The sequence below is a fragment of the Pedobacter polaris genome (assembly GCF_005116505.1).
Taxonomy (GTDB): domain Bacteria; phylum Bacteroidota; class Bacteroidia; order Sphingobacteriales; family Sphingobacteriaceae; genus Pedobacter; species Pedobacter polaris.
Window position 1 is genome coordinate 290,447 of record NZ_SWBR01000005.1, and the last position, 22,109, is coordinate 312,555.

Consider the following 22,109-nt stretch of genomic DNA (forward strand, 5'->3'; position numbering starts at 1 on the left):
ACTTTAAAGAAAGAATATGTCTTACAAAAAGGATAATAAATTAAAAAGCAATTTCACCTCGATAACCATTAGCTTATCGTCTCCAGAAACTATTTTGGAACGTTCAAGTGGTGAGGTGTTAAAACCTGAGACTATCAATTATCGTACTTACAAACCTGAACGTGATGGTTTGTTTTGCGAACGTATTTTTGGTCCGGTAAAAGATTACGAATGCCATTGTGGTAAATACAAACGTATCCGTTATAAAGGTATTGTTTGCGACCGTTGTGGTGTTGAGGTAACTGAAAAGAAAGTACGTAGAGAGCGTATGGGACACATCAACTTGGTGGTTCCTGTAGCACATATCTGGTATTTCCGCTCATTGCCAAATAAAATCGGTTACCTTTTAGGTTTACCTACCAAAAGATTAGACTTGATTATTTACTACGAACGTTATGTAGTAATCCAAGCTGGTTTAATGGCAGATCAAGGTATCCAGTACATGGATTTCTTAACTGAAGAAGAGTATTTAGATATTTTAGATAAATTACCTAAAGAAAATCAATATTTAGACGATAAAGACCCTAATAAATTTGTAGCCAAAATGGGTGCAGAAGCATTAGAAGATTTATTAAAACGTATTGACTTAGATACTTTATCTTATAATCTACGTCACCAAGCTGCAAATGAAACTTCTCAACAACGTAAAAATGAAGCTTTAAAACGTCTTCAAGTTGTAGAAGCTTTCCGTGGTGCTAAAACTCGTATTGAGAATAACCCAGAGTGGATGATTATCAAGATCGTTCCTGTTATTCCACCAGAATTACGTCCGTTGGTACCATTAGAAGGTGGTCGTTTTGCAACTTCAGATTTGAACGATTTATATCGTCGTGTAATTATCCGTAACAATCGTTTAAAACGTTTGATCGAGATTAAAGCACCAGAAGTTATTCTACGTAACGAGAAACGTATGTTACAGGAAGCTGTAGATTCGTTATTCGATAACTCACGTAAAGTAAATGCTGTTAAAACTGAAGGTAATAGAGCATTAAAATCTTTATCAGATATTTTAAAAGGTAAACAAGGTCGTTTCCGTCAAAACTTATTAGGTAAACGTGTAGATTATTCTGCTCGTTCGGTAATTGTTGTAGGTCCAAACCTTAAATTACACGAATGTGGTTTACCAAAAGATATGGCTGCAGAACTTTTCAAACCGTTCATTATTCGCAAGATGATAGAGCGTGGAATTGTGAAAACAGTTAAATCTGCTAAGAAAATTGTAGATAGAAAAGATCCCTTAGTTTGGGATATTCTAGAAAACGTACTAAAAGGACACCCAGTATTACTTAACCGTGCACCTACGTTGCACAGATTAGGTATCCAGTCTTTCCAACCACGTTTAATTGAAGGAAAAGCTATCCAATTACACCCATTAGTTTGTACTGCATTTAACGCGGATTTTGATGGTGACCAGATGGCGGTGCATTTACCTTTAGGTCATGCAGCAATTTTGGAAGCCCAAGTTCTAATGTTAGCAGCACACAATATTCTAAACCCTGCAAATGGTACGCCAATTACGGTTCCATCTCAGGATATGGTTTTGGGTCTTTATTATATTACTAAAGGCCGTAGAACTGATGAAACTCGTGTAGTTAAAGGACAAGATGCATCTTTCTATTCTCCAGAAGAAGTAATTATTGCTTACAATGAGAAAATGATTGATTTACATGCTTTTATCAAGGTAAAAGTAAATGTAAAACAAGAAGATGGTACGATTGTAAATAAATTAACTGAGACTACTGTAGGAAGGGTATTGTTTAACCAAATGGTACCAGAAGAAGTAGGTTATATCAACGAACTATTAACTAAAAAATCTTTAAGAGATATTATTGGTGAAGTAGTAAAAATGACTGGTATGGCTCGTTCTGCAAGATTCCTTGATGATATCAAAGAACTTGGTTTTAGAATGGCTTTCCAAGGTGGATTATCGTTTAACTTACAAGATGTTAATATTCCAGTAGAGAAACATACTTTACTAGAACAAGCAGCTGCTGAAGTTGATGAGGTAAGAAACAACTATAACATGGGTTTCATTACCAACAACGAGCGTTACAATCAAATTATCGATATCTGGACACGTATCAACAACCGTTTAACTACGTTTGTAATGAACCAATTGTCTAGCGATAACCAAGGTTTTAACTCTGTTTACATGATGCTTGACTCTGGAGCCCGTGGTTCGAAAGAGCAAATTCGTCAGTTAGCAGGTATGCGTGGTTTGATGGCTAAGCCTCAAAAATCAGGTTCTGGTGGTGAGATTATTGAAAATCCAATTTTATCTAACTTTAAAGAAGGTTTATCAGTATTAGAATACTTTATTTCTACTCACGGTGCTCGTAAAGGTTTGGCGGATACAGCGTTAAAAACTGCTGATGCTGGTTACTTAACACGTCGTTTACATGACGTTGCACAAGATATGATTGTTAACGCAGTAGATTGTGGTACTTTAAGAGGTATGTACACTACAGCTTTAAAAGATAATGAAGATATCGTTGAGCCATTATATGATAGAATTTTAGGTCGTATTTCACTTCACGATGTATTCAATCCATTAGATGGTAAATTATTAGTTGCTGCAGGCGAAGATATTTCTGAAGAAATTGCAAAAACTATTGAGGAATCTCCATTAGAAGGTATTGAAATTCGTTCGGTATTAACTTGCGAAAATAAACGTGGTGTTTGTGCATTATGTTATGGACGTAACTTAGCATCTGGTAAACGTGTTCAAAGAGGAGAAGCTGTTGGTGTAATTGCTGCACAGTCAATTGGTGAGCCGGGTACACAGTTAACCTTACGTACATTCCACGTGGGTGGTACTGCATCAAACATTGCTGCAGAATCTCAAATCAATGCCAAATTTGATGGTGTTATCGAATTTGAAAACTTACGTACTGTAGAAACTCAAACAGAAGAAGGTAAGACTGATATCGTTTTGGGTCGTTCAGGAGAATTCAAAATTACGGAACCAAAAACTGGTAAAATAATCGTAACTAATAACATTCCTTACGGTGCATTTTTATACGTTAAAGAAGGTGATAAAGTTTCTAAAGGCGATAAAATTTGTTCGTGGGATCCATATAACGCGGTTATTATCTCAGAATTTGCAGGTAAAATCGAGTTTGATGCGATTGTTGAAGGTGTAACCTTCCGTGAAGAATCTGATGAGCAGACTGGTCACCGTGAGAAAGTAATTATCGATACACGTGATAAAACTAAAAATCCATCAATTAGAGTAGTTGATAAAAAAGGTGAACTGATTAGAGGATATAACATCCCTGTTGGTGCCCACATCGCTATTGATGAAGGAGAAGCAGTTCAAACAGGACAAATCTTAGTTAAAATACCTCGTGCAACGGGTAAAACTCGAGATATTACGGGTGGTTTACCACGTGTAACTGAGTTATTCGAAGCACGTAACCCATCTAACCCAGCTGTAGTAACTGAAATTGATGGTGTTGTAACTTTAGGTGGTGTTAAACGTGGTAATCGCGAAATGACTATCGAATCTAAAGACGGAGAAGTTAAAAAATATCTAGTACCATTGTCTAAACACATTTTAGTACAGGATAATGACTTTGTGAAAGCAGGTATGCCATTATCTGATGGATCAATTTCTCCAGCTGATATTTTAGCTATTAAAGGCCCTGCGGCTGTGCAAGAATACTTAGTTAATGGTATCCAAGAGGTTTACCGTTTACAAGGTGTGAAAATTAACGATAAGCACTTTGAAGTAATTGTACACCAGATGATGCAAAAGGTTCATATCGAAGATCCGGGTGATACTCGTTTCTTAGAAAATGACTCTGTAGATCGTTGGGACTTTATGGTTGAGAACGACGAAATCTATGACAAAAAAGTTGTGGTAGAGGCAGGCGATTCAGAAACAGTAAAACCAGGACAAATTCTTTCTTTACGTAAATTAAGAGACGAAAATTCTCAATTAAAACGTAAAGATTTGAAACAAATTGAAGTACGTGATGCAAAACCTGCAACTGCGAGTTCAATTTTGCAAGGTATTACTAGAGCATCATTGGGTACCAAATCGTTCATCTCAGCAGCATCATTCCAGGAAACTACTAAAGTTTTGAATGAAGCAGCTATCGCAGGTAAACGTGATAACATGTTAGGCTTAAAAGAAAACGTAATCGTTGGTCACTTGATTCCTTCAGGTACTGGTGTTCGTGGATATGAGCGTATCATTGTTGGTTCTCAAGAAGAATACGATAAATTATTAGCTTCTAAACAAGAAGAAGAAGTTGAAGCTTAATTATCATAACAGATCTTAAAGATTTGTAAATAAAATCCCTAGTGTTAATTCGCTAGGGATTTTTTATTGAATATTGCAACGATTAACAATTGCTTTTTATATTTTTGACTATGGAAGATCAACAAAACGAAAACCAACTCAACATAGAATTATCTGAAGAAATTGCTGAAGGCGTTTTTTCTAATTTAGCTATAATCACACATTCTAATACAGAGTTTGTATTAGATTTTATTAGAGTAATGCCAGGAGTGCCAAAGGCAAAAGTTAAATCGAGAATAATATTAACTCCTGAACATGCCAAAAGATTATTGCATGCCATGCAAGATAATATAGAAAAATTTGAAATGGCAAATGGTAAAATTAAAACTCAAGATGAGCCTCCAGGTTTTCCAATGAATTTTGGTGGGCCTACTGCACAAGCTTAGGTATTTTGTCATTCTGAGCGAAGCAAAGAATCTCTAGAATATTTTACTTTGAGATTCCTCCAGAGTCGGAATGACAAATTTTAGTTAAATGTTTGATAACTTCTTCAACTTGATTCGGTTCAAACCAAACTGTGTTTTCATCGCGTCTAAACCAGGTAAGCTGACGTTTTGCAAAACGACGTGTACTTTGTTTAATCAAAGTAACTGCAGTAGCTAAATCGGTTTTACCATCGAAATAATCAAATAATTCTGAATAACCAACTGTATTTAATGCATTGTATTGGCGGTGCGGAAGGAGTGATTTGGCCTCTTCTAATAAACCTGCTTCCATCATTAGATCTACACGGTGATTAATACGCTCATAAAGTATTGCCCTGTCGGTATTAAGTCCAATTTTTATGATTTGAAAAGGTCTTTCTTTTTTATTAGCGGTTAAAAAAGAACTTAGCTTTTCGCCTGTTGAAAGTACCACTTCTAAGCCTCTAATCATTCTTTGAGGATTAGATTGATCTACTTTCTCAAAATATGTAGGATCTAATTCTTGAAGTTGTTTTCTAATTGAATCAATACCCTCATCAGCCAATTTCTGATTTAATTGGGCCCTTATATTCAGATCTATTTCTGGTAAATCATCCAATCCTTTGCAAACAGCATCAATGTATAAGCCAGAGCCGCCAACCATAATCAGAATATCGTGCTTTTTAAAAAGTTCATCCATTAACTTTAAAGCCTGAACTTCAAAATCTCCCGTACTGAAAAGTGTGGTTATGCTATGAGAATCTATAAAATGATGGGGCACAGCTTCCAGTTCTTCTTTTGAAGGTTTTGCAGTGCCGATATGCATTTCTTGGAAAAACTGTCGAGAATCTGCTGAGATAATTTCGCTATGATAAAACTGAGCCAACTCAATAGCAAGCGCAGTTTTACCAATGGCAGTTGGCCCAACAACAACAATTAAGGTCTTCTTTGGAATGGGCATATTAATTTTAGAATTACGATTTTAGATTGAATTTAATGATGACAAACTAAAATCTGTAAAATCACCCAAATCTGTGAACTCAATTTTAATAGTCTTCTTCTTTACCAGTTCCGTATTCTTCGTCGGCAAAATCATCACTATCAGCAAAATCATCTTTTTCTACCTCTTCTTCACTCTCCTCATCAACTTCTTCTGCCATAATACCTCTTCCACCCATTGCTTCCAATTCTTCGGTATCTTCAGGTACAAAGTCCATTTCATTTAAGAAATCAAAATCGCTTGATGCTGCTGCACTGCTTACTGTAAAGGCACCAGCATTATTTTTGTCAATAATTTTTGGTGCTTCGCCAGTACTTTTAACCAAGAATGGATATTCTATATTAGGGTCGTTTTCTAGGATAATTTTAATCAACTCTACGTGAAAATCGAATGGGCGTTCGAAATCATAGATGTAGTAAAATTTCTGGTGTGGATCTTCGATAAAGTTACTCAATTTTGAGTTCTCCATTAAAGCTACTCCATTATCAATTTTCCGTTGGTTAGGTAAAATGGCAATTTCATCCCCCTTAATCCAATTATCTGTACTTACATAAAATGATGACGATTTTTCTGCATTATAACCGGTTGAGCGATGAATTGCTCTGTGGAGGTCTTCAAAAGTTTGATTAGTTTTAATGTCGATTTCTCTTACTACTTCGTCAAAATCTTCAAAAGAAATTTTAAATCTATAAATTGCCATTGCGCTGTTCTGTTTCTGTCTATAAAATTAAGAAATAAAAAATAAAATCTGCCGTTGTTTTTATCTTGTAACTGGATTTAAACCTAATTGTTTGGCTTTGTTTAACATAAAATTAAAAGCATCTTCATAGTTGTTTGTTATTTCGCCTTCTAAAATAGCTTCTCTAATTGCATTTTTTAAAATGCCCACTTCTTTTCCTGCTGATAGACCAAATGTTTCCATAATATCGTTGCCAGAAATAGGGGGTTGCCAATTTCGCAATTGATCACGCTCTTCAACGTCTTTGAGTTTTTGTTTAACCAACTCAAAATTATTGCGGTATTTTTTTATTTTGTACTCATTTTTTGTGGTTACGTCAGCATTACATAACAACATTAAACTTTCAATTTCCTCTCCAGCTTCAAAAAGCAATCTTCTAACGGCAGAATCAGTTACTTTTTCTTGAGCCAAAACAATTGGACGTAAATGCAATTGAACCAATTTTTGAACGTATTTCATTTTTTCATTCAAAGGTAGTTTCAGTTGAGCAAAAATTTGAGGAACCATTCGAGCGCCTTTATCCTCATGTCCATGAAAAGTCCAACCATGACCTTCTTCAAATCTTTTTGTTGCAGGCTTAGCGATGTCATGTAATATTGCTGCCCATCGAAGCCAAAGGTCATCTGTAGTGTTACAAATATTATCTAAAACCTGTAAAGTATGGTAAAAGTTGTCTTTGTGGCCTTTGCCTTTTATAATTTCAACACCATAAAGGTTTGCCATTTGAGGGAAAATGAGCTGCAATAAACCTGTATCAAATAAATGCTTAAAGCCAATTGATGGTGTTTTGGCCAAAATTATTTTATTTAATTCATCTGTAATTCGTTCTTTTGAAACGATTTTAATTCGTTCTTTTTGTGTTTTAATGGCTTGCAAAGCAGCAGCATCAATTTCAAAATCTAACTGTGTAGCAAAACGAATAGCCCGCATCATTCGTAAGGGATCATCAGAAAAAGTAATTGCTGGATCTAATGGAGTACGAATTATTTTATTTTCTAAGGCTATCAATCCTTCAAATGGATCAATTAAACTTCCATAATTTGAGGGATTTAGTGAGATAGCTAATGCATTAATTGTAAAATCTCTACGTAATTGATCATCTTCTAAAGTTCCGTTTTCAACAATCGGCTTACGAGAATCTGAGCGATAAGATTCTTTTCTGGCACCAACAAACTCGATCTCTAAATCATTGTATTTGAGCATTGCTGTACCAAAATTTTTAAACACAGCAACTTTAGTTTTTAAATGCTGACCAACTTTCTCAGCAAAATCAATCCCATTTCCAAGAATAACCACATCAATGTCTTTTGATGGCCTGTTTAAAAATAAATCGCGTACAAAACCACCTATCACATAAGCTTCTGTTTTGGTTTGCTCTGCAATGGTTGCTAAAACTTTAAATATTGGATTTTGAAGGTGCTGTTGCATAAAATTTGTTATCGTCATGCGGAATTTATTTCAGCATCTTTTTAGCCTAAAAGACCCTGAAATAAATTCAAGGTGACGAATGGGGTTGTAATTTATGCAAAAATAGTAAAATTACTTACGTATAAATTCAAATTGACCAGATGGGCCTAATTTAATAATTGTAGAGGGTTTTTTAACTGTGCGGTTATCTTGATCAAAGTCTACAATATAATCAACAGCGTCTTTGATAGCATCACTAATTTCATCAAAAAATCGGGGAGAGGCTTCGCCACTTACATTTGCAGAAGTAGAAACAATGGGCTTGCGAAAGCGTTGAAGCAATTGCTCACAGAAATCATGTTTAACAATTCTAATGCCTACACTTCCATCCAGATTAATAACATTTTTGGCTAAGTTCTTAGCACCAGAAAAAACAATAGTCATTGGATTCTCTGCAAACTCAATTAATTCATAAGCTACATCAGGAATTTCAGTAACATAACTTTGTAGTTTGTTTTCATTATCTAAAAGGATGATTAAGCTTTTATCTGCACTGCGACCCTTAATTTCATTTACTTTCGCTACAGCTTCTTCATTAGTGGCATCACAACCTAAACCCCAAACCGTATCAGTAGGATAAAGGATTACTCCACCATTTTTTAAAATTTCAAGCGCATTGTTAATTTCCTGTTTCATTTTATTTAATTATTGGAATAAATTTTTTCCAAAATCCTGGATGATGTTTTAATGGGGCGTGGCAACCAAACGGTAATATTTCGCCTAGATATTTGTAGGCAATTTCTGGATGAAATTCTATTCCAAATTTCATTGCTTCTTCCCATTGGGGTATTTTAAAATCTAAAATTCGAGGTGTTTCTAATGACCAAAACACATCTTCATTAAAAGCATCACCTTGTAAAGTTGTATATTTTTTTAATAGGGTTGGATTTACCTTTTCTAATACATTTAAAGCTGAACTAATTTTTCTTAAAGAGAGACCACCATTTCCAACTTTATTATACCTATCGGCGTAAATTTTATTCTTTTTGAAAGAGAGCTTTAGTTGCTGAAATAAATTAAAAATGGCATTTCTATTTAATTTTTCAGGTCTAAACCATGGCGAGCCGATATAATCATAATCTTTTTCACACCAATAATGTAATTCATCCTTAAAAAGATAAACATCTGCTTGATGGATGAGCATATATTCAAAATGTTTAAAGGCCGAATAAAATCCCTTAGATAATAACAATTGATTGTACCCTGAAATTCCTTCGAAATAATGTTTTGCAAAGCGTTTTACTTCAAGTTTTTCTAATAACCCGAATGATTGATTAATAACTAATCCTTCTGGAGCAACAATTACTTGCTTATTTCCTCTGGTTTTTTCGATACCATTTTCTAAGAAAGCTAATTCTAGCTCGGTTGGGGCTTGATATAATGGAAATATTACGATACAACTTTTCATTGAGCCAATGTTTTTAAATAACAATCCATTAATCGCTTACTAACAGCTTCATTATTAAATTTTTGCACGTAAAACAAACCTTTTTCTTTCATTTCTTTTTGCAGATTTTGGTCTGATAAAACCTTGTTTACAGCATTTGACAAACCCTTAATATCATCTGGAGCAACATAAATACTATTTGGTCCACCTGCTTCTTCTAAACAAGAGCCAGTCGCTGCAATAACTGGTACATTACTATATAAAGCCTCAATTATTGGAATACCAAAGCCTTCATAATAGGATGGTAATATGAAAATACCAGCTGATTGATAAATTAAGGGTAAATCAGTAAAAGGAACATTTTTCAAGAAAATAACTCTTTCTTTCAGTCCCAATTTTTCAATTTCTTTTTTTACTAACGCAGTGTATGTAGTTTCCTTACCAATAACTACAAGTTGATAAGCAGAGTCAATTTTTGGTAATGCTCTAATTAGGAGTAAAAGATTTTTACGTGCTTCAATTGTACCTACATTTAAGATATATTTTACTGGCAGGTTGTATTTTTCTCTTATTTTTTCTTTTTCATTCTCAGTTGATGAGGTTTTAAAGCTATCATCACAACTTTGATAGACTACATCGATTTTTGAAGAATCTATTTTATAAAGATCTACAATGTCTTCCTTGGTTTTTTCGCTAATGGCTATAATTCTATCCACATTTTCACAAGCGTATTTGCTTTTAAATTTGTAAATAAGCCTATCTATAAGTCTATAATATTTTGGATAACGCAAAAAAATCAAATCGTGCATTGTTACAATACTCTTAATGCCAATATTATTAATGCCAACTGGAATTTCGTGGCTTAAACCATGAAATAGGTTAATGTTATCATTTATAAGCTGACTTTTAATACCACTGCTTCTCCAGAATAATTTTGAGTTTTTAGCTGATGGAAGTTCGAGATGAACATTTGGTTGTGTAAAAAGAGGAGATTTTTTAAGGTGATCTTTTATTTTAGGCGTATAAACGAAATACTCATTTGAAGGGAAGCTTTTGGCTAAATTTGCTATCAAAGATCTGCTATAATTGCCTAGTCCGGTTAAATTGTTTGCAGCACGTTTGCCATCGTATCCAATTTTGAGCTTAAAGCTAAAAGCCGAAGGACCAAAGCTTGATTGCTCAAGTTCAGGGCTTTCGGCTTCATTAGTTAGCTTTTCGCTTTTTGCTTTCACGTTAGTTTAAACAGCTACATTATTTTCTCTCAATGCATCATTCAGAGAGGTTTTCTTATCTGTTGACTCTTTGCGTTTTCCGATAATTAATGCACATGGAACTTGGAAATCTCCAGCAGGGAATTTCTTAGTATAAGAACCAGGGATAACAACGGAACGAGAAGGAACAATTCCTTTATATTCTACTGGAGTGGCACCAGTTACATCAATAATTTTTGTTGATGCAGTAAGTACAACATTTGCACCTAATACAGCTTCTTTTTCTACTTTAACCCCTTCTACAACAATGGCTCTAGAACCTAAAAAACAATCATCTTCAATAATTACTGGAGCAGCTTGTATTGGCTCTAAAACACCACCAATGCCTACACCACCACTTAAGTGAACACGTTTGCCGATCTGAGCACATGAGCCTACTGTAGCCCAAGTATCAACCATAGTGCCCTCATCTACATAAGCGCCAATATTTACGTATGATGGCATCATGATTACACCTTTAGCTAAATAAGCACCATAACGGGCACTTGCCATAGGCACTACACGAACGCCAATTTCCTTATAGTTGTTTTTCAATTCCATTTTATCATGGTAAACAAAAGGACCAACTTTAATCTCTTTCATTTCTTTAATAGGGAAATATAATATTACAGCTTTTTTAATCCATTCATTAATTCCCCAAGTATTTAAAATAGGTTCTGCAACACGCAGTTCACCTTTGTCTAATCTTGAAATTACTTCTTCAATTGCCTCGCAGTAGTTATTATAGGCAAGTAAAGACCTATCTTCCCAAGCGGCTTCTATCAATTTTTTTAAATCTCCAATCATGGTGTTTTTTAATTTTTTACAAAATAAATCAATTTTATGTATTGAACATTGTTTTCATCTAATTAAATGTTTGTTTATTGTAAGAAACTAAAGGGTTTTAATATTTTTGTTTATAAATTAACTGTTAATGTTTCTTAGTATTTTTGATTTTTATGACTGAAAAAGAGAAATTAAGGATAGATAAATATCTTTGGGCAATTAGATTGTTTAAAACCAGAAGCTTAGCTACCGAAGCCTGTAAAGCTGGTAGGGTGAAGTTTAATGGGCAAAATCTAAAACCCTCTGCCATTGTGAAAGTTGGCGAGGTTTATCAAGTATCTAAAGGTATCGAAAAGAAAATAATAGAGGTTGTAGAACTATTATATACTAGGGTTGAAGCAAAAATCGCTGTTACAAAATATAAGGATCTTACACCTGTGGAGGAAACTCATGCCTTTAAATCTATTTTTCATGCACCTAGTTTAAAACGAGATCGTGGTACGGGTAGGCCGACTAAAAAAGACAGACGTGAAACGGATGATTTGATTGAAGGAATGTTTGGGGAGGAAGCCTAAAGCTAAAAGGAGCAAGACAAAGCATTTGTATTAACTCATAACCTAGCTTTTAGTATTTAAACTTTGGACTCTCAAACGATAGGCCATCATTGCGGTTTTACCTAGTTTTTGGATGAGTTTATAATTAGCTACAGCGCCAACTGCTGCACCCACAACTGGTAATAATTGTGCCATTTTTGCCAAATCAATATAGTCTCTATATTCCTGTTGAAAGGTTTGCCAATCGAAATTTTCTGCACTTTCTGGAAGAATAATTAATTTTTGATCCCAGTTTTGCATTTGCTTAAATACATTCTGAGTACCAGTTTTGCTCGAAAACGCCAACTGAAAAATGTGTAATATATACAACCGCTCCCTGTAATCTTTCACATCATATCCATATAGTGCAGCGATTTCAAAAAGCATTTTTATTTTAATGCCAATCAGAATAGGGAAATCAGCCATGCTCATTAAAAAACCTCCAGCTCCAGTAATACCCCCCTCAGCTGCACCAGTTTTGCTGTAATTATCAATTTTAGACTTTACTAGTGCTTCTCTGTGTACGAGACTTGTATTTTCATCCGGCATTGCAGATGTTGTATAAGTAGAGCCGAACAACACGGCTTTTACCATTTGTTTAATTGTTACTGTAATGGCTTTATGAACCTTAGTAGGGATGTAACTATTTATTTTGGTCTGAACCTTGGTAGCCAAATTGCCTAATATAGATGGTTTCTTCATCAAGTCCATTTTCCAGAATTGTAGTTCGTAGCCAATTTGTTCTTCGTAATTTCCCATTTATATTTTTTAAAAGAATTAATCAAAAATCATTCCGTCAATCTGTTAGATAGAAAATTGATAAATTATTACAATTATTTGGAGATTTAAAAAACAAACTATATATTTAGTTATTCCTTCACTTAAATTTGATTATCATGAAAAAATTATGCTTGTTATTTTTGCTTTCATCAATGGTTATTTGCTATTCGAAGGCACAATCTGTTAAATTTTCTCCAGCTAACCCGGAGGCGGGCAAACCCTTATCGTTTGAATATGAATCAAAGGGTGGGAAATTAGAGATGATTTCTAATGTAACCTGTGTTGCACAAACATTTGTTAACCGTAAGCAGAAAGTTGTTAAAATAGATTTAACTAAAGAAGGCTCTGTTTATAAAGGAACATTTACGCCTGTAGATAGTACAGCAATTGCAGTTTTAGTATTCTCTGCAGATGGTACAAAAGACGATAATCCAAATGGATATTATACCCTATTTTATGATAAAGGGCAGCCAACCGCCATGGCATATTATTGGGAGGCCTTTTTTTATAACGGAATGGGATCTGCACTTGCAGGTGTTAAATCGGATAAGGCAAAGTCTTTAGCTGCATATGAAAAAGCTTTTGCAATAGATCCATCAATGAAGGACAAAAATATTATTGCGTATTTAGCTTTGCAATATGGATTGGATAAAGTAAAGGGTGAACAGTTGATAAATGATCAGATTAAGCTGATAAATGCATCTTCAAATAAACTGAAAGAGGATGATATGATTAAAATGGCAAGCCTTTATACTGTTTTAAAGAAAAAACCTGCTGCCGATTCTGTGTATAATTTGGTTAAGGTAAACTACCCAACAGGTACCTATATGTATAATATGGCAGCTAATGGAATTTATAGTGAAAAAGATGCTGTAAAAGCCGAAGAGAAATTAAATAAGCTAATAAAAGACTTTAAATTAGATGTAAACAAAAAAGCCGATTTTGAAAAAATTGAAAACTTTTATGCTCAAGTAGCTAGTGGGTTTGGACTTGCAAAAAATAATGTAAAATTTGAAGCTTATGCTAATCTGATTAAAAATAAAACTACACTTGCTAGCATTTACAATTCTTACGCTTGGGCAGGAGCAGAGAAAAAAGAAAATGTAGAATTTGCCACTCAGATTTCAAAGAAATCTTTAGAATTATTAGAGGCTGCTAAAAGTGATTCAAGACCAGCTTATATTTCTTCACAAGAAGATTATATCAAAGGCTTGGAAAGTAGCTATGCTTCTTATGCCGATACGTATGCACTTTTATTAGCTCATGCCGGTAAAAATGCAGAGGCTTTAAAATTTCAAGAAGAAGCTGTGAATAAAAATAATTTTAGTAGTGCTGACATGAATGTCCGCTATGTTAATTTCTTAGCGAAAAATGGGCAAAATGATAAGGTTGTAACTTATGCAGAGCGATTTATAAAAGCAGGGCAGGGTACAGATCAAATGAAATTAGATCTAAAAGCTGCATATAAAGGTGCGCAGTCTTTTGATGCCTATTATGCAGCTTTAGAAAAAGAAGCCAATGAAAAGGAAAAAGCAAAATGGATGAAGGAAATGATCAATGCCCCCGCTCCAACTTTTGCCTTGCTAAATCTAAAAGGAGAAAAAGTTGATTTAGCTAATTTAAAAGGTAAAGTAGTAATAGTTGACTATTGGGCAACATGGTGTGGCCCATGTATCGCATCTTTCCCTGGCATGCAAAAAGCAGTAGATAAATATAAAAATGATCCATCAGTTGTGTTCTTATTTATCAATACTAGCCAAAGAGAAGAAAATAGAGAGCAGGTTGTTAAAGATTTCATGGCTGCTAACCCTTATACTTTTAATGTTTTGCTGGACACTAAGAATAAACAGGATCCTAACAAATTTGAGGTAATTGAACAATATAAGGTGGAGGGAATTCCAACAAAATTTATTATTGATGGAAAAGGAAATATTCGTTTCAAGAAAGTAGGTTTTTCTGGTACTGCCGATGGCACAGTAAAGGAATTAGATATGATGATTGCTTTGGCTAAAGGTGGTAAGGAAGCAACTAAATAATAATAACACAAATGATAACTAGTAAAAAGCCAACTTAATTTAGGTTGGCTTTTGCATTTATCGAACGATTAACTGAAACTTTGTGCTGTTAGTTTTGCACTATATCTTTTTGTGCAAAAAAAATGCCCCGATTATTCGGAGCATTTTAGTAATGTTATTTTTTAAAAGATATGAATGTTACTTTTTATCTTTTGCGTAAGCTTCGTTTAAGCCTGCTATAACGGGTTTAGTTACATCAAGGCTTTCATCAGCAAACAAAATAGTAGGATTACGTTTAGAGTAGGTTAAAATCAGTTTGTAGCCTTTTGTTTTTGCGTAAGTATTTAGGTACGTAGTTATTTTAGTATAAAGAGCTTCTTGCTCTTTACCTTGCTCATTTTGCAAAGCAGCACCAGCATTTTGTTGGTAAGCTTGTAATTCTTGACCTTTACGCTGTAATCTTTGTTCTGTTGCAGCTCTTTGGTCTGCTGGCAATGTATTTTGTTGCTGTTGGTATTGTTGCAATTCTCTTTGAAAAGCTTGTTGTTTAGCTGCTAAATCACTTTCAGCAGATTTGCCTTTAGTTTCCATTTTAGCGGTAATGTCTTTAGAATAATTGTAGTTTGCTAACAATGAATCTGAATTAACATAAACAATTTTCTCCTCAGCAGTTACTGCTGTAGTTGTTTTTGTAGTAGAAGCATCAGTTTTGCCCTCTTTATTTCCACAAGCAGATAGTACAGAAACTATGGCTATTGCAGTAGCGAAACTGCTTACTTTTAATGTGTTTGATTTCATTTAGTTTTGATTTGTTTTTAAAGGTAATAAAGTTTTTCAGCAGCTTATTTGGTTGTCGAAATTAGAGTGGTAAGCTGCTTCAGGTTTCATTCTATTTTAATAAATTTTAGCAAATATAAAAATCAAAACCGAGTATCCTAAAAATCAGCATTTTTTAATCATTTTTAACATACTATCAACACTCAAATAGTTATCCACAATGTGGCTTAAATGGTAAAAAATGGTTATTTTTGATTCTTTAAGTATTAAATAAAATTATGAGTGAAGAATTAGATCCAAAGTCAAATTATAATGCCGATAATATACAGGTTTTAGAGGGTTTAGAGGCTGTTCGTAAGCGTCCTTCTATGTATATCGGTGATACCGGCGTTAAAGGTTTGCACCACTTGGTTTATGAGGTTGTAGATAACTCGATTGATGAGGCTTTAGCTGGTCATGCAGATACAATTATCGTAAATATCTTAGCAGATAATTCAATTAGAGTTGAAGATAACGGTCGTGGTATCCCGACAGGTATAAATAAAAAAGAAAATAAATCGGCGCTAGAGATTGTAATGACGGTTTTGCACGCAGGTGGTAAATTCGATAAAGATACATACAAAGTTTCTGGCGGTTTACACGGCGTGGGTGTAAGTTGTGTTAATGCATTGTCTACTGATTTAAAAGCAGAGGTACACCGTGAAGGTAAAATCTGGATGCAGGAATACAAAATTGGTGTTCCACAGTATGATGTAAAGGAAGTTGGTACAACTGATAAAAGAGGTACGATTGTTACTTTTACGCCAGATGCAACAATTTTTACACAAACAACAGAGTATAAATACGATACACTTGCCGCTCGTTTACGCGAATTGGCATTTTTAAATAAAGGAATTACATTAACCTTAACAGATGAACGCGATCCTCAAGAAGATGGATCATTTTTAACTGAAACCTTTAAGTCTGATGGGGGTTTAAAAGAATTTGTTCAGTTTTTAGATGGTACTCGTGCTTCTTTCTTGCCTCAACCAATTTATATTGATGGTATTAAAAATGGGGTTCCGGTTGAGTTGGCTTTTCAATACAATGATAGTTATTCAGAAAATGTTCACTCTTATGTAAACAACATTAATACGCATGAGGGTGGTACACACATTGCCGGTTTCCGTAGAGGTTTAACACGTACTTTAAAAAGTTACGCTGATAAATCTGGTTTGTTAAAGAACCTTAAGATGGAAATTACCGGTGATGACTTTAGAGAAGGATTAACTGCAGTAGTTTCTGTAAAAGTGCAAGAGCCACAATTTGAAGGGCAGACCAAAACCAAATTGGGTAACTCTGAGGTAATGGGAGCTGTAGATATTGCTGTTGGTGAAGCATTAGGTGCTTACTTAGAAGAAAATCCTAAGGAAGCTAAAATGATTGTTAATAAAGTTATTTTAGCTGCAACTGCTCGTGCTGCTGCTCGTAAGGCTCGCGAAATGGTGCAACGTAAAAGTGTAATGGGCGGTTCTGGCTTGCCAGGAAAACTTGCCGATTGTTCTGATAGTGATCCAGAAAAATGTGAGTTGTATCTTGTAGAGGGAGACTCTGCGGGTGGAACTGCCAAACAAGGTCGTGATCGTAATTTCCAAGCTATTCTTCCACTAAAAGGAAAAATCCTGAACGTGGAAAAAGCAATGGAACATAAAATTTACGAAAATGATGAGATTAAAAATATGTTTACAGCTTTAGGTGTAAGTATTGGAACACCAGAAGATGATAAAGCGCTAAACATTACCAAACTTCGTTACCATAAAGTTGTAATCATGACGGATGCTGATATCGACGGATCGCACATTACGACGTTGATTTTAACATTCTTTTATCGTTACATGAGAGCATTAATTGAGGCTGGCTATGTTTACATTGCTGCACCACCACTTTATCAAGTTAAAAAAGGTAAAGAGTTTGAATATTGCTGGAATGATGTACAACGTGACCAAGCAGTACAGCGTTTAAAAGGTGCAGGTAAGGAAGAAAGCGTTCACATCCAACGTTATAAAGGTTTGGGAGAGATGAATGCTGAACAATTGTGGGATACCACTCTTGATCCAGCTAGACGTACACTTCTAAAAGCAACAATAGAAAATGCTGCAGAGTGTGACCATACTTTCTCTATGTTAATGGGCGATGAAGTTGCACCACGTAGAGAGTTTATAGAGCGTAATGCAAAATATGCTAAAATTGATGCTTAGAAAGCTGAAAGACTAAGCGGAAAACCAAAAACCCTCCAAGTTAACTCTTGGAGGGTTTTTTAATAAATTTCGTCCCTATAACATGATACAAATCTAAAATACAGCATAATTAGCTGTTAGGTCTTTGTCGGTAGGCTTAACTGCCTTACGTTTTTACACATAAAAAAGCCTTTCTAGTTTCTAAAAAGGTTTTTGGTATTAAAAAGAAAAGTTATTTATCACTCTCCGATTTCTCCTTAAGGTATTTCAATCCATCTTCGAAGTCTTTCCCTATCATTTTATCCATACTTACAAATAGACACATCCATTTACTAATTAAATTGTTTTCCCCACTCATCGTCCATGTTACTTTATTGCCAGTGCCTTCTGGAGCAATCGCAAATTTTGTATCGGCTAGACTTTCAAATGGTTTGATAAATTTTAATTCAATATCAACCATTTTATTTGGCTCAACACTTTTAACCTTCATTTGTCCGCTGCCGGTTTCTTTTCCTTCCCATTGGTATAAATGTTCTGGCTGAGCAGATGGGCCACTGATGGTGGTTTTTGCTGTTGGCTCCATTTTAGCCCAAGGGTTCCATTTCAAGAACTCATTAAAATCTGCAATATTTTTGTAAATCACGCTATCTGGGGCATTAATAATTGTAGAGCGACTTACCGAATAGGTTTTAGGCAGAAACATTCCGCCTACTAAGATAATTATTGCCAGCACGACAATAATGATCCCTAATACTTTTAAAATTTTCATATAGTTTTTTTTGGTTTACTTAAAGTTACTAATAAACCATTCAAAAGAAAAAAATTAAAAAGGCAATTATTTGCCCAAGTGAATAGGGGCTCCTTTTAAATTAAGGTCTTGTAGTTCTTCTCTGATATTCTTCATGAATAGCTTGCCTGGATCAATTTTATCAGAGTGATAATAAGGATTAGTCTCGCGCCACATTGAGGTGTTTTTAAACAAAGTGTGTTCATAATGGCCAATTAAATATTGGATATTATATTTTTTTGCTAAATAGCGAACCAGTTTTTCATTTGCAAGAAGCTGTGCTTTAGTTAATGGATAATCATTACTGCCTACATTTTCAATTCCAATAGCACAATAATTTAGACCAATTACATGTCTTGCAAAAGTTGTATCTGGTAAAAGTTGATATATTGACCCATCTCTATCTACTAAAAAGTGCGAGGAGACATTTAATTTACTTACTCCAGTAAGATTTTTGCGGTCGCTAGGTAAGATAGATTTATTAAAAGCATTATAGGTGCCCATTAAGCTTCTAGAAGCTGTCCAGTGTAGCACAATCATTGTAGGCTTTATTGTAGGCTCTTCTTGAATAATTGAATGTCTACGTTTTAAATAATCTAACGAAAGCTGTGTTCTGGTGGCATCAAAAATTATTGGTTTTTCAATAATCCTTAACTGTTGAGCAAAGGCAGTATTAGAACCGAGTATGAATAAAATAAGTATATATTTTTGGTAAATATTCATTTGATATTTGGAGTGTGGCTTAAAGAAATGCTTGTGTTGTTAAACATCAATATGGAGTAATTTAGCAATGTCTATTATTTATAAAATCTTAATATTCTTTTTTGGTAATCAATCTTGGCATTAAACTCCATTAAAATATCTCCACCAATAATTCCAGCAATAGATGGATGCCCCATAGTGAGGTAAGTATCTGTTACGCTTTGTAGGTCTAAAGCAACTGCCGGATAATTTTTTAAAATCAAGCCACCAATTTTAAGCTTAGGTATAGTACCTTGCAAAGTTTGTGAAGTGCTAAAAATTGTTGCCGCTTGAGTTTCTTCACTAACAGAAATTTCTTTGATATTCTTCTCCATTAGTCCTTTATCAAACACAGATCTAGATGCACCAGTATCTAAAACTGCGAATAACTTTTCTCCAAAAACAACAATTTCCACCAAAAGATGGAAACCGTCGTCTTGTAAGTTTATTAAGGTTAAGGGAACATTAATTGTTCTCATATAGTATTCTTGTCATTCAGAGCAAAATTTTTGTCATTCCGAGGAACGAGGAATCTATTTGAGAGATTCCTCTCTCTGAATGACAAATCTTGATTAAATTAATTTCATTTCTGCCAATACACTATTCATGTTGCGAACAGCATCAGCACTCTTATTAAAAGCTGCTTGCTCTTCATCGTTTAATTTATAATCGATGATTTTTTCCCAACCATTTTTCCCAACAATTACAGGAACGCCTAAGCAAATATCATTTTGTCCGTATTCGCCTTCTAAAGCGACGCAACAAGTAAATAATTTCTTTTCATCACGAACAATTGCTTCTACCAATGCTGCGCCAGCTGCTCCAGGAGCGTACCAAGCAGAAGTGCCTAATAAACCAGTTAAAGTTGCACCACCAACCATGGTATCTGCAGCAACTTTCGCTAAGGTAGCTTCGTCTAATAATTCGCTAACAGGTAAACTTTGGTAAGTTGCATAACGTGTTAAAGGAATCATAGTTGTATCACCATGACCACCGATTACAAAACCTTGTAAGTCATTTGAATTACAACCTAAAGCAACACTTAAGTAATATTTAAAACGAGCGCTGTCTAATGTTCCGCCCATACCGATGATACGGTTTTTAGGTAAGCCTAAAGATTTCAATGACAAATAAGTCATGGTATCCATTGGGTTACTGATTACAATGATAATTGCATCAGGAGAATATTTCAAGATATTTTCTGCTACACCTTTAACAATGCCAGCATTAATACCGATTAATTCTTCACGGGTCATCCCTGGTTTACGTGGTAAGCCAGAAGTGATTACAGCAACAGTAGAGCCTGCGGTTTGGCTATAATCATTAGTTACTCCTTTTATTTTTGTGTCAAAGCCTAACAAAGCAGCGGTTTGCATCATATCGATAGCTTTACCTTCAGCAAAGCCTTCTTTAATGTCTAACAATACTAATTCTTCTGCTAATTCTTTTCTAGCGATGTTATCTGCACAGGTTGCGCCCACGGCTCCTGCACCTACTACCGTTATCTTCATATTAGATTATATTTTGGAATTTCTTTGAAAATTGTTTTTCGATGCCCAAGATATAGAATTGCATTAGTTTACCCAAATGCTTTGAGAAATTTATAAGGCTTATGATAAATAATTTACATAATTAAAACCTTTTAAATCTCAATCGGTTAAATAATCAAATCATTAACAATGGAAAACAAACCTGTAAACACAATTGACTACAAAGCATTCGCCGGAAAATGGTATTCATTATATTCTATCCCAACATTACTAGATAAAAATTGGAAGCAAACCACTGAAATATACACATTAGTGGATGATGAACATTATGAGGTTTATACAACCTATCATAAAGAGGGTAAGTTAGAAGAAAAGTCCCTTACCTCTAAATTATTTTTTAATAATGCGAAGCCGGATGGAGATATGGAAGCTCAATTTTTATGGCCATTTAAAATTGGCTATTGGGTAATAGAATTGGCAGATGATTACAGTTACGTGGTTGTAGGTCACCCTGATGAAAAATACCTATTTATTATGGCTAGAGAACCACAAATTGAACCCGAATTACTAAGAGGGATTATTGAGCGTTGCAGACAAATGGGTTATGATACAGGAGAATTGGTTAGTCAGGAACACTCTTTGTCTTGATTAGGATTTTTTGGATTTGAGGATCGTAAGATTACAGCTCTAAAATTCTCCTACGATAATGTATTGAAAATCATATCATCTATTAGCCCTAAAATCTTATTTCAGACAACCTTTACACTAACTTCTACTTCTGATTATTCTTATATTCAATATTGTCAGGATGATTTAAGTTATAAACCCTTTTATATTCCAAGCTCCTTCCCCCAAAATTAATTAATAATCCTATTGGTAATTTATAAGCCTGACAATAATTCATAGCTTGATTTAAATGAGAATCATCCAATATTGACACTGCTTTTAGTTCTAACATAATTAAATCTGAAACAAAAAAGTCAACCCTTCTAGTCCCAATATCAACTCCATCATAAAAAATTGTCATTTCCATTTCTCTGCTAAATGCCAAGCCCTGCTTATTCATTTCAATAGCTAGAGCCCTTTGGTAAATAACTTCTCGAAACCCACTTCCAAGAACTGTATGAACCTTCATTGCACACCCAATTATTTGATGTGTTAATTCTTTGTGTTTCATTTCCTTTATTTTAAAATCTTGTGGGATGATTTTAAAATTTCAATTTAAGGATTAAATTTTATTGGTAGTAAGAAATTCTTCAATTATTGAAATAACGCAATTATAAATCCTAACATCTGTTAATCCTAAAAATCCTAATCAAGACCATTTTTCTT

At 34.4% G+C, this 22,109-nt stretch carries 20 protein-coding genes; 6 read left to right on the forward strand and 14 right to left on the reverse strand.

Translation table 11 applies throughout. From position 1 onward, the window contains the following. Positions 1-16 precede the first annotated feature (16 nt). A complete protein-coding gene (rpoC, locus tag FA048_RS18110) occupies positions 17-4,306 on the forward strand; it encodes a DNA-directed RNA polymerase subunit beta' (RefSeq protein WP_136843746.1) in 4,290 nt (1,429 codons plus the stop codon). Between the two features lie 110 nt (positions 4,307-4,416). Beyond that, the gene (locus FA048_RS18115; protein ID WP_136843748.1) at positions 4,417-4,731 is read left to right on the forward strand and encodes a DUF3467 domain-containing protein; all 315 of its coding nucleotides are present in this window, start codon (positions 4,417-4,419) and stop codon (positions 4,729-4,731) included. 43 nt (positions 4,732-4,774) lie between these two features. Here FA048_RS18115 and miaA read toward each other — a convergent pair whose 3' ends face one another. From miaA to FA048_RS18150, 7 genes are all read right to left on the reverse strand, one after another. Continuing rightward, positions 4,775-5,710, reverse strand: a complete 936-nt coding sequence (gene miaA / locus FA048_RS18120) for a tRNA (adenosine(37)-N6)-dimethylallyltransferase MiaA (RefSeq protein WP_136843750.1) — start codon at positions 5,708-5,710, stop codon at positions 4,775-4,777. A gap of 85 nt (positions 5,711-5,795) precedes the next feature. Beyond that, the gene (locus FA048_RS18125; RefSeq protein WP_136843751.1) at positions 5,796-6,449 is read right to left on the reverse strand and encodes an IS1096 element passenger TnpR family protein; all 654 of its coding nucleotides are present in this window, start codon (positions 6,447-6,449) and stop codon (positions 5,796-5,798) included. Positions 6,450-6,509: 60 nt separating this feature from the next. Further along, positions 6,510-7,916, reverse strand: coding sequence for a CCA tRNA nucleotidyltransferase (locus tag FA048_RS18130; RefSeq protein ID WP_136843753.1), 1,407 nt, complete (start codon positions 7,914-7,916; stop codon positions 6,510-6,512). A 111-nt stretch (positions 7,917-8,027) separates the two neighbouring features. After that, positions 8,028-8,591: an L-threonylcarbamoyladenylate synthase gene (locus FA048_RS18135; protein ID WP_136843755.1), complete on the reverse strand. Its 564-nt coding sequence runs from the start codon at positions 8,589-8,591 to the stop codon at positions 8,028-8,030. A 1-nt stretch (position 8,592) separates the two neighbouring features. After that, positions 8,593-9,363: a DUF5672 family protein gene (locus FA048_RS18140; protein ID WP_136843757.1), complete on the reverse strand. Its 771-nt coding sequence runs from the start codon at positions 9,361-9,363 to the stop codon at positions 8,593-8,595. Next, entirely contained in the window at positions 9,360-10,574 is a 1,215-nt protein-coding gene (locus FA048_RS18145; protein WP_136843759.1) for a glycosyltransferase family 4 protein, read from the reverse strand. Before FA048_RS18145 ends, FA048_RS18140 begins: the two co-directional genes overlap by 4 nt. A 6-nt stretch (positions 10,575-10,580) precedes the next feature. Then, positions 10,581-11,399, reverse strand: coding sequence for a 2,3,4,5-tetrahydropyridine-2,6-dicarboxylate N-succinyltransferase (locus FA048_RS18150; RefSeq protein ID WP_136843761.1), 819 nt, complete (start codon positions 11,397-11,399; stop codon positions 10,581-10,583). Positions 11,400-11,551: 152 nt separating this feature from the next. Between FA048_RS18150 and FA048_RS18155 the strand changes: the two genes are divergently transcribed. Next, positions 11,552-11,953, forward strand: coding sequence for an RNA-binding S4 domain-containing protein (locus FA048_RS18155; protein WP_136843763.1), 402 nt, complete (start codon positions 11,552-11,554; stop codon positions 11,951-11,953). 42 nt (positions 11,954-11,995) lie between these two features. On the opposite strand, the gene FA048_RS18160 is transcribed toward FA048_RS18155, so the two are convergent. Then, positions 11,996-12,730 (reverse strand): EcsC family protein, encoded by a 735-nt coding sequence (locus FA048_RS18160; protein WP_136843765.1) that lies wholly within the window; start codon positions 12,728-12,730, stop codon positions 11,996-11,998. A gap of 137 nt (positions 12,731-12,867) precedes the next feature. On the opposite strand from FA048_RS18160, the gene FA048_RS18165 reads away from it, so the two are divergent. Beyond that, positions 12,868-14,787, forward strand: coding sequence for a TlpA family protein disulfide reductase (locus tag FA048_RS18165; protein ID WP_136843767.1), 1,920 nt, complete (start codon positions 12,868-12,870; stop codon positions 14,785-14,787). A 177-nt stretch (positions 14,788-14,964) separates the two neighbouring features. Here the strand turns inward: FA048_RS18165 and FA048_RS18170 are convergent, their stop codons facing one another. After that, the gene (locus tag FA048_RS18170; protein ID WP_136843770.1) at positions 14,965-15,564 is read right to left on the reverse strand and encodes an OmpH family outer membrane protein; all 600 of its coding nucleotides are present in this window, start codon (positions 15,562-15,564) and stop codon (positions 14,965-14,967) included. A gap of 257 nt (positions 15,565-15,821) precedes the next feature. Here FA048_RS18170 and gyrB point away from each other — a divergent pair, with 257 nt between their 5' ends. Further along, entirely contained in the window at positions 15,822-17,780 is a 1,959-nt protein-coding gene (gene gyrB / locus FA048_RS18175; protein ID WP_136843772.1) for a DNA topoisomerase (ATP-hydrolyzing) subunit B, read from the forward strand. Between the two features lie 211 nt (positions 17,781-17,991). Here gyrB and FA048_RS18180 read toward each other — a convergent pair whose 3' ends face one another. The 4 genes from FA048_RS18180 to mdh form a co-directional block, all read right to left on the reverse strand. After that, positions 17,992-18,528: an SRPBCC family protein gene (locus FA048_RS18180; RefSeq protein ID WP_136843774.1), complete on the reverse strand. Its 537-nt coding sequence runs from the start codon at positions 18,526-18,528 to the stop codon at positions 17,992-17,994. A gap of 66 nt (positions 18,529-18,594) precedes the next feature. After that, complete coding sequence (locus FA048_RS18185; protein ID WP_136843776.1) at positions 18,595-19,269, reverse strand: peptidoglycan recognition protein family protein; 675 nt, start codon at positions 19,267-19,269, stop codon at positions 18,595-18,597. A gap of 74 nt (positions 19,270-19,343) precedes the next feature. Next, positions 19,344-19,766 carry a retropepsin-like aspartic protease gene (locus tag FA048_RS18190; RefSeq protein ID WP_136843778.1) on the reverse strand — a complete coding sequence of 141 codons (423 nt, stop codon included), beginning with the start codon at positions 19,764-19,766 and terminating at the stop codon, positions 19,344-19,346. Positions 19,767-19,859: 93 nt separating this feature from the next. After that, positions 19,860-20,798 (reverse strand): malate dehydrogenase, encoded by a 939-nt coding sequence (gene mdh, locus FA048_RS18195; protein ID WP_136843780.1) that lies wholly within the window; start codon positions 20,796-20,798, stop codon positions 19,860-19,862. 168 nt (positions 20,799-20,966) lie between these two features. Here mdh and FA048_RS18200 point away from each other — a divergent pair, with 168 nt between their 5' ends. Further along, positions 20,967-21,425, forward strand: a complete 459-nt coding sequence (locus FA048_RS18200) for a lipocalin family protein (RefSeq protein ID WP_136843782.1) — start codon at positions 20,967-20,969, stop codon at positions 21,423-21,425. 124 nt (positions 21,426-21,549) lie between these two features. Here FA048_RS18200 and FA048_RS18205 read toward each other — a convergent pair whose 3' ends face one another. After that, a complete protein-coding gene (locus FA048_RS18205; protein WP_136843784.1) occupies positions 21,550-21,954 on the reverse strand; it encodes a GxxExxY protein in 405 nt (134 codons plus the stop codon). Between the last annotated feature and the right edge of the window lie 155 nt (positions 21,955-22,109).

Excerpts from the sequence above, each read along its gene's own strand:
- FA048_RS18180 (WP_136843774.1), bottom strand. The coding sequence starts at position 18,528 with ATGAAAATTTTAAAAGTATTAGGGATCATTATTGTCGTGCTGGCAATA.
- rpoC (WP_136843746.1), top strand. The coding sequence starts at position 17 with ATGTCTTACAAAAAGGATAATAAATTAAAAAGCAATTTCACCTCGATA.
- FA048_RS18160 (WP_136843765.1), bottom strand. The coding sequence starts at position 12,730 with ATGGGAAATTACGAAGAACAAATTGGCTACGAACTACAATTCTGGAAA.
- gyrB (WP_136843772.1), top strand. The coding sequence starts at position 15,822 with ATGAGTGAAGAATTAGATCCAAAGTCAAATTATAATGCCGATAATATA.
- FA048_RS18130 (WP_136843753.1), bottom strand. The coding sequence starts at position 7,916 with ATGCAACAGCACCTTCAAAATCCAATATTTAAAGTTTTAGCAACCATT.
- FA048_RS18170 (WP_136843770.1), bottom strand. The coding sequence starts at position 15,564 with ATGAAATCAAACACATTAAAAGTAAGCAGTTTCGCTACTGCAATAGCC.
- FA048_RS18115 (WP_136843748.1), top strand. The coding sequence starts at position 4,417 with ATGGAAGATCAACAAAACGAAAACCAACTCAACATAGAATTATCTGAA.
- FA048_RS18135 (WP_136843755.1), bottom strand. The coding sequence starts at position 8,591 with ATGAAACAGGAAATTAACAATGCGCTTGAAATTTTAAAAAATGGTGGA.
- FA048_RS18125 (WP_136843751.1), bottom strand. The coding sequence starts at position 6,449 with ATGGCAATTTATAGATTTAAAATTTCTTTTGAAGATTTTGACGAAGTA.
- FA048_RS18185 (WP_136843776.1), bottom strand. The coding sequence starts at position 19,269 with ATGAATATTTACCAAAAATATATACTTATTTTATTCATACTCGGTTCT.
- FA048_RS18140 (WP_136843757.1), bottom strand. The coding sequence starts at position 9,363 with ATGAAAAGTTGTATCGTAATATTTCCATTATATCAAGCCCCAACCGAG.
- FA048_RS18155 (WP_136843763.1), top strand. The coding sequence starts at position 11,552 with ATGACTGAAAAAGAGAAATTAAGGATAGATAAATATCTTTGGGCAATT.
- FA048_RS18200 (WP_136843782.1), top strand. The coding sequence starts at position 20,967 with ATGGAAAACAAACCTGTAAACACAATTGACTACAAAGCATTCGCCGGA.
- miaA (WP_136843750.1), bottom strand. The coding sequence starts at position 5,710 with ATGCCCATTCCAAAGAAGACCTTAATTGTTGTTGTTGGGCCAACTGCC.
- FA048_RS18205 (WP_136843784.1), bottom strand. The coding sequence starts at position 21,954 with ATGAAACACAAAGAATTAACACATCAAATAATTGGGTGTGCAATGAAG.
- FA048_RS18190 (WP_136843778.1), bottom strand. The coding sequence starts at position 19,766 with ATGAGAACAATTAATGTTCCCTTAACCTTAATAAACTTACAAGACGAC.
- FA048_RS18150 (WP_136843761.1), bottom strand. The coding sequence starts at position 11,399 with ATGATTGGAGATTTAAAAAAATTGATAGAAGCCGCTTGGGAAGATAGG.
- FA048_RS18165 (WP_136843767.1), top strand. The coding sequence starts at position 12,868 with ATGAAAAAATTATGCTTGTTATTTTTGCTTTCATCAATGGTTATTTGC.
- mdh (WP_136843780.1), bottom strand. The coding sequence starts at position 20,798 with ATGAAGATAACGGTAGTAGGTGCAGGAGCCGTGGGCGCAACCTGTGCA.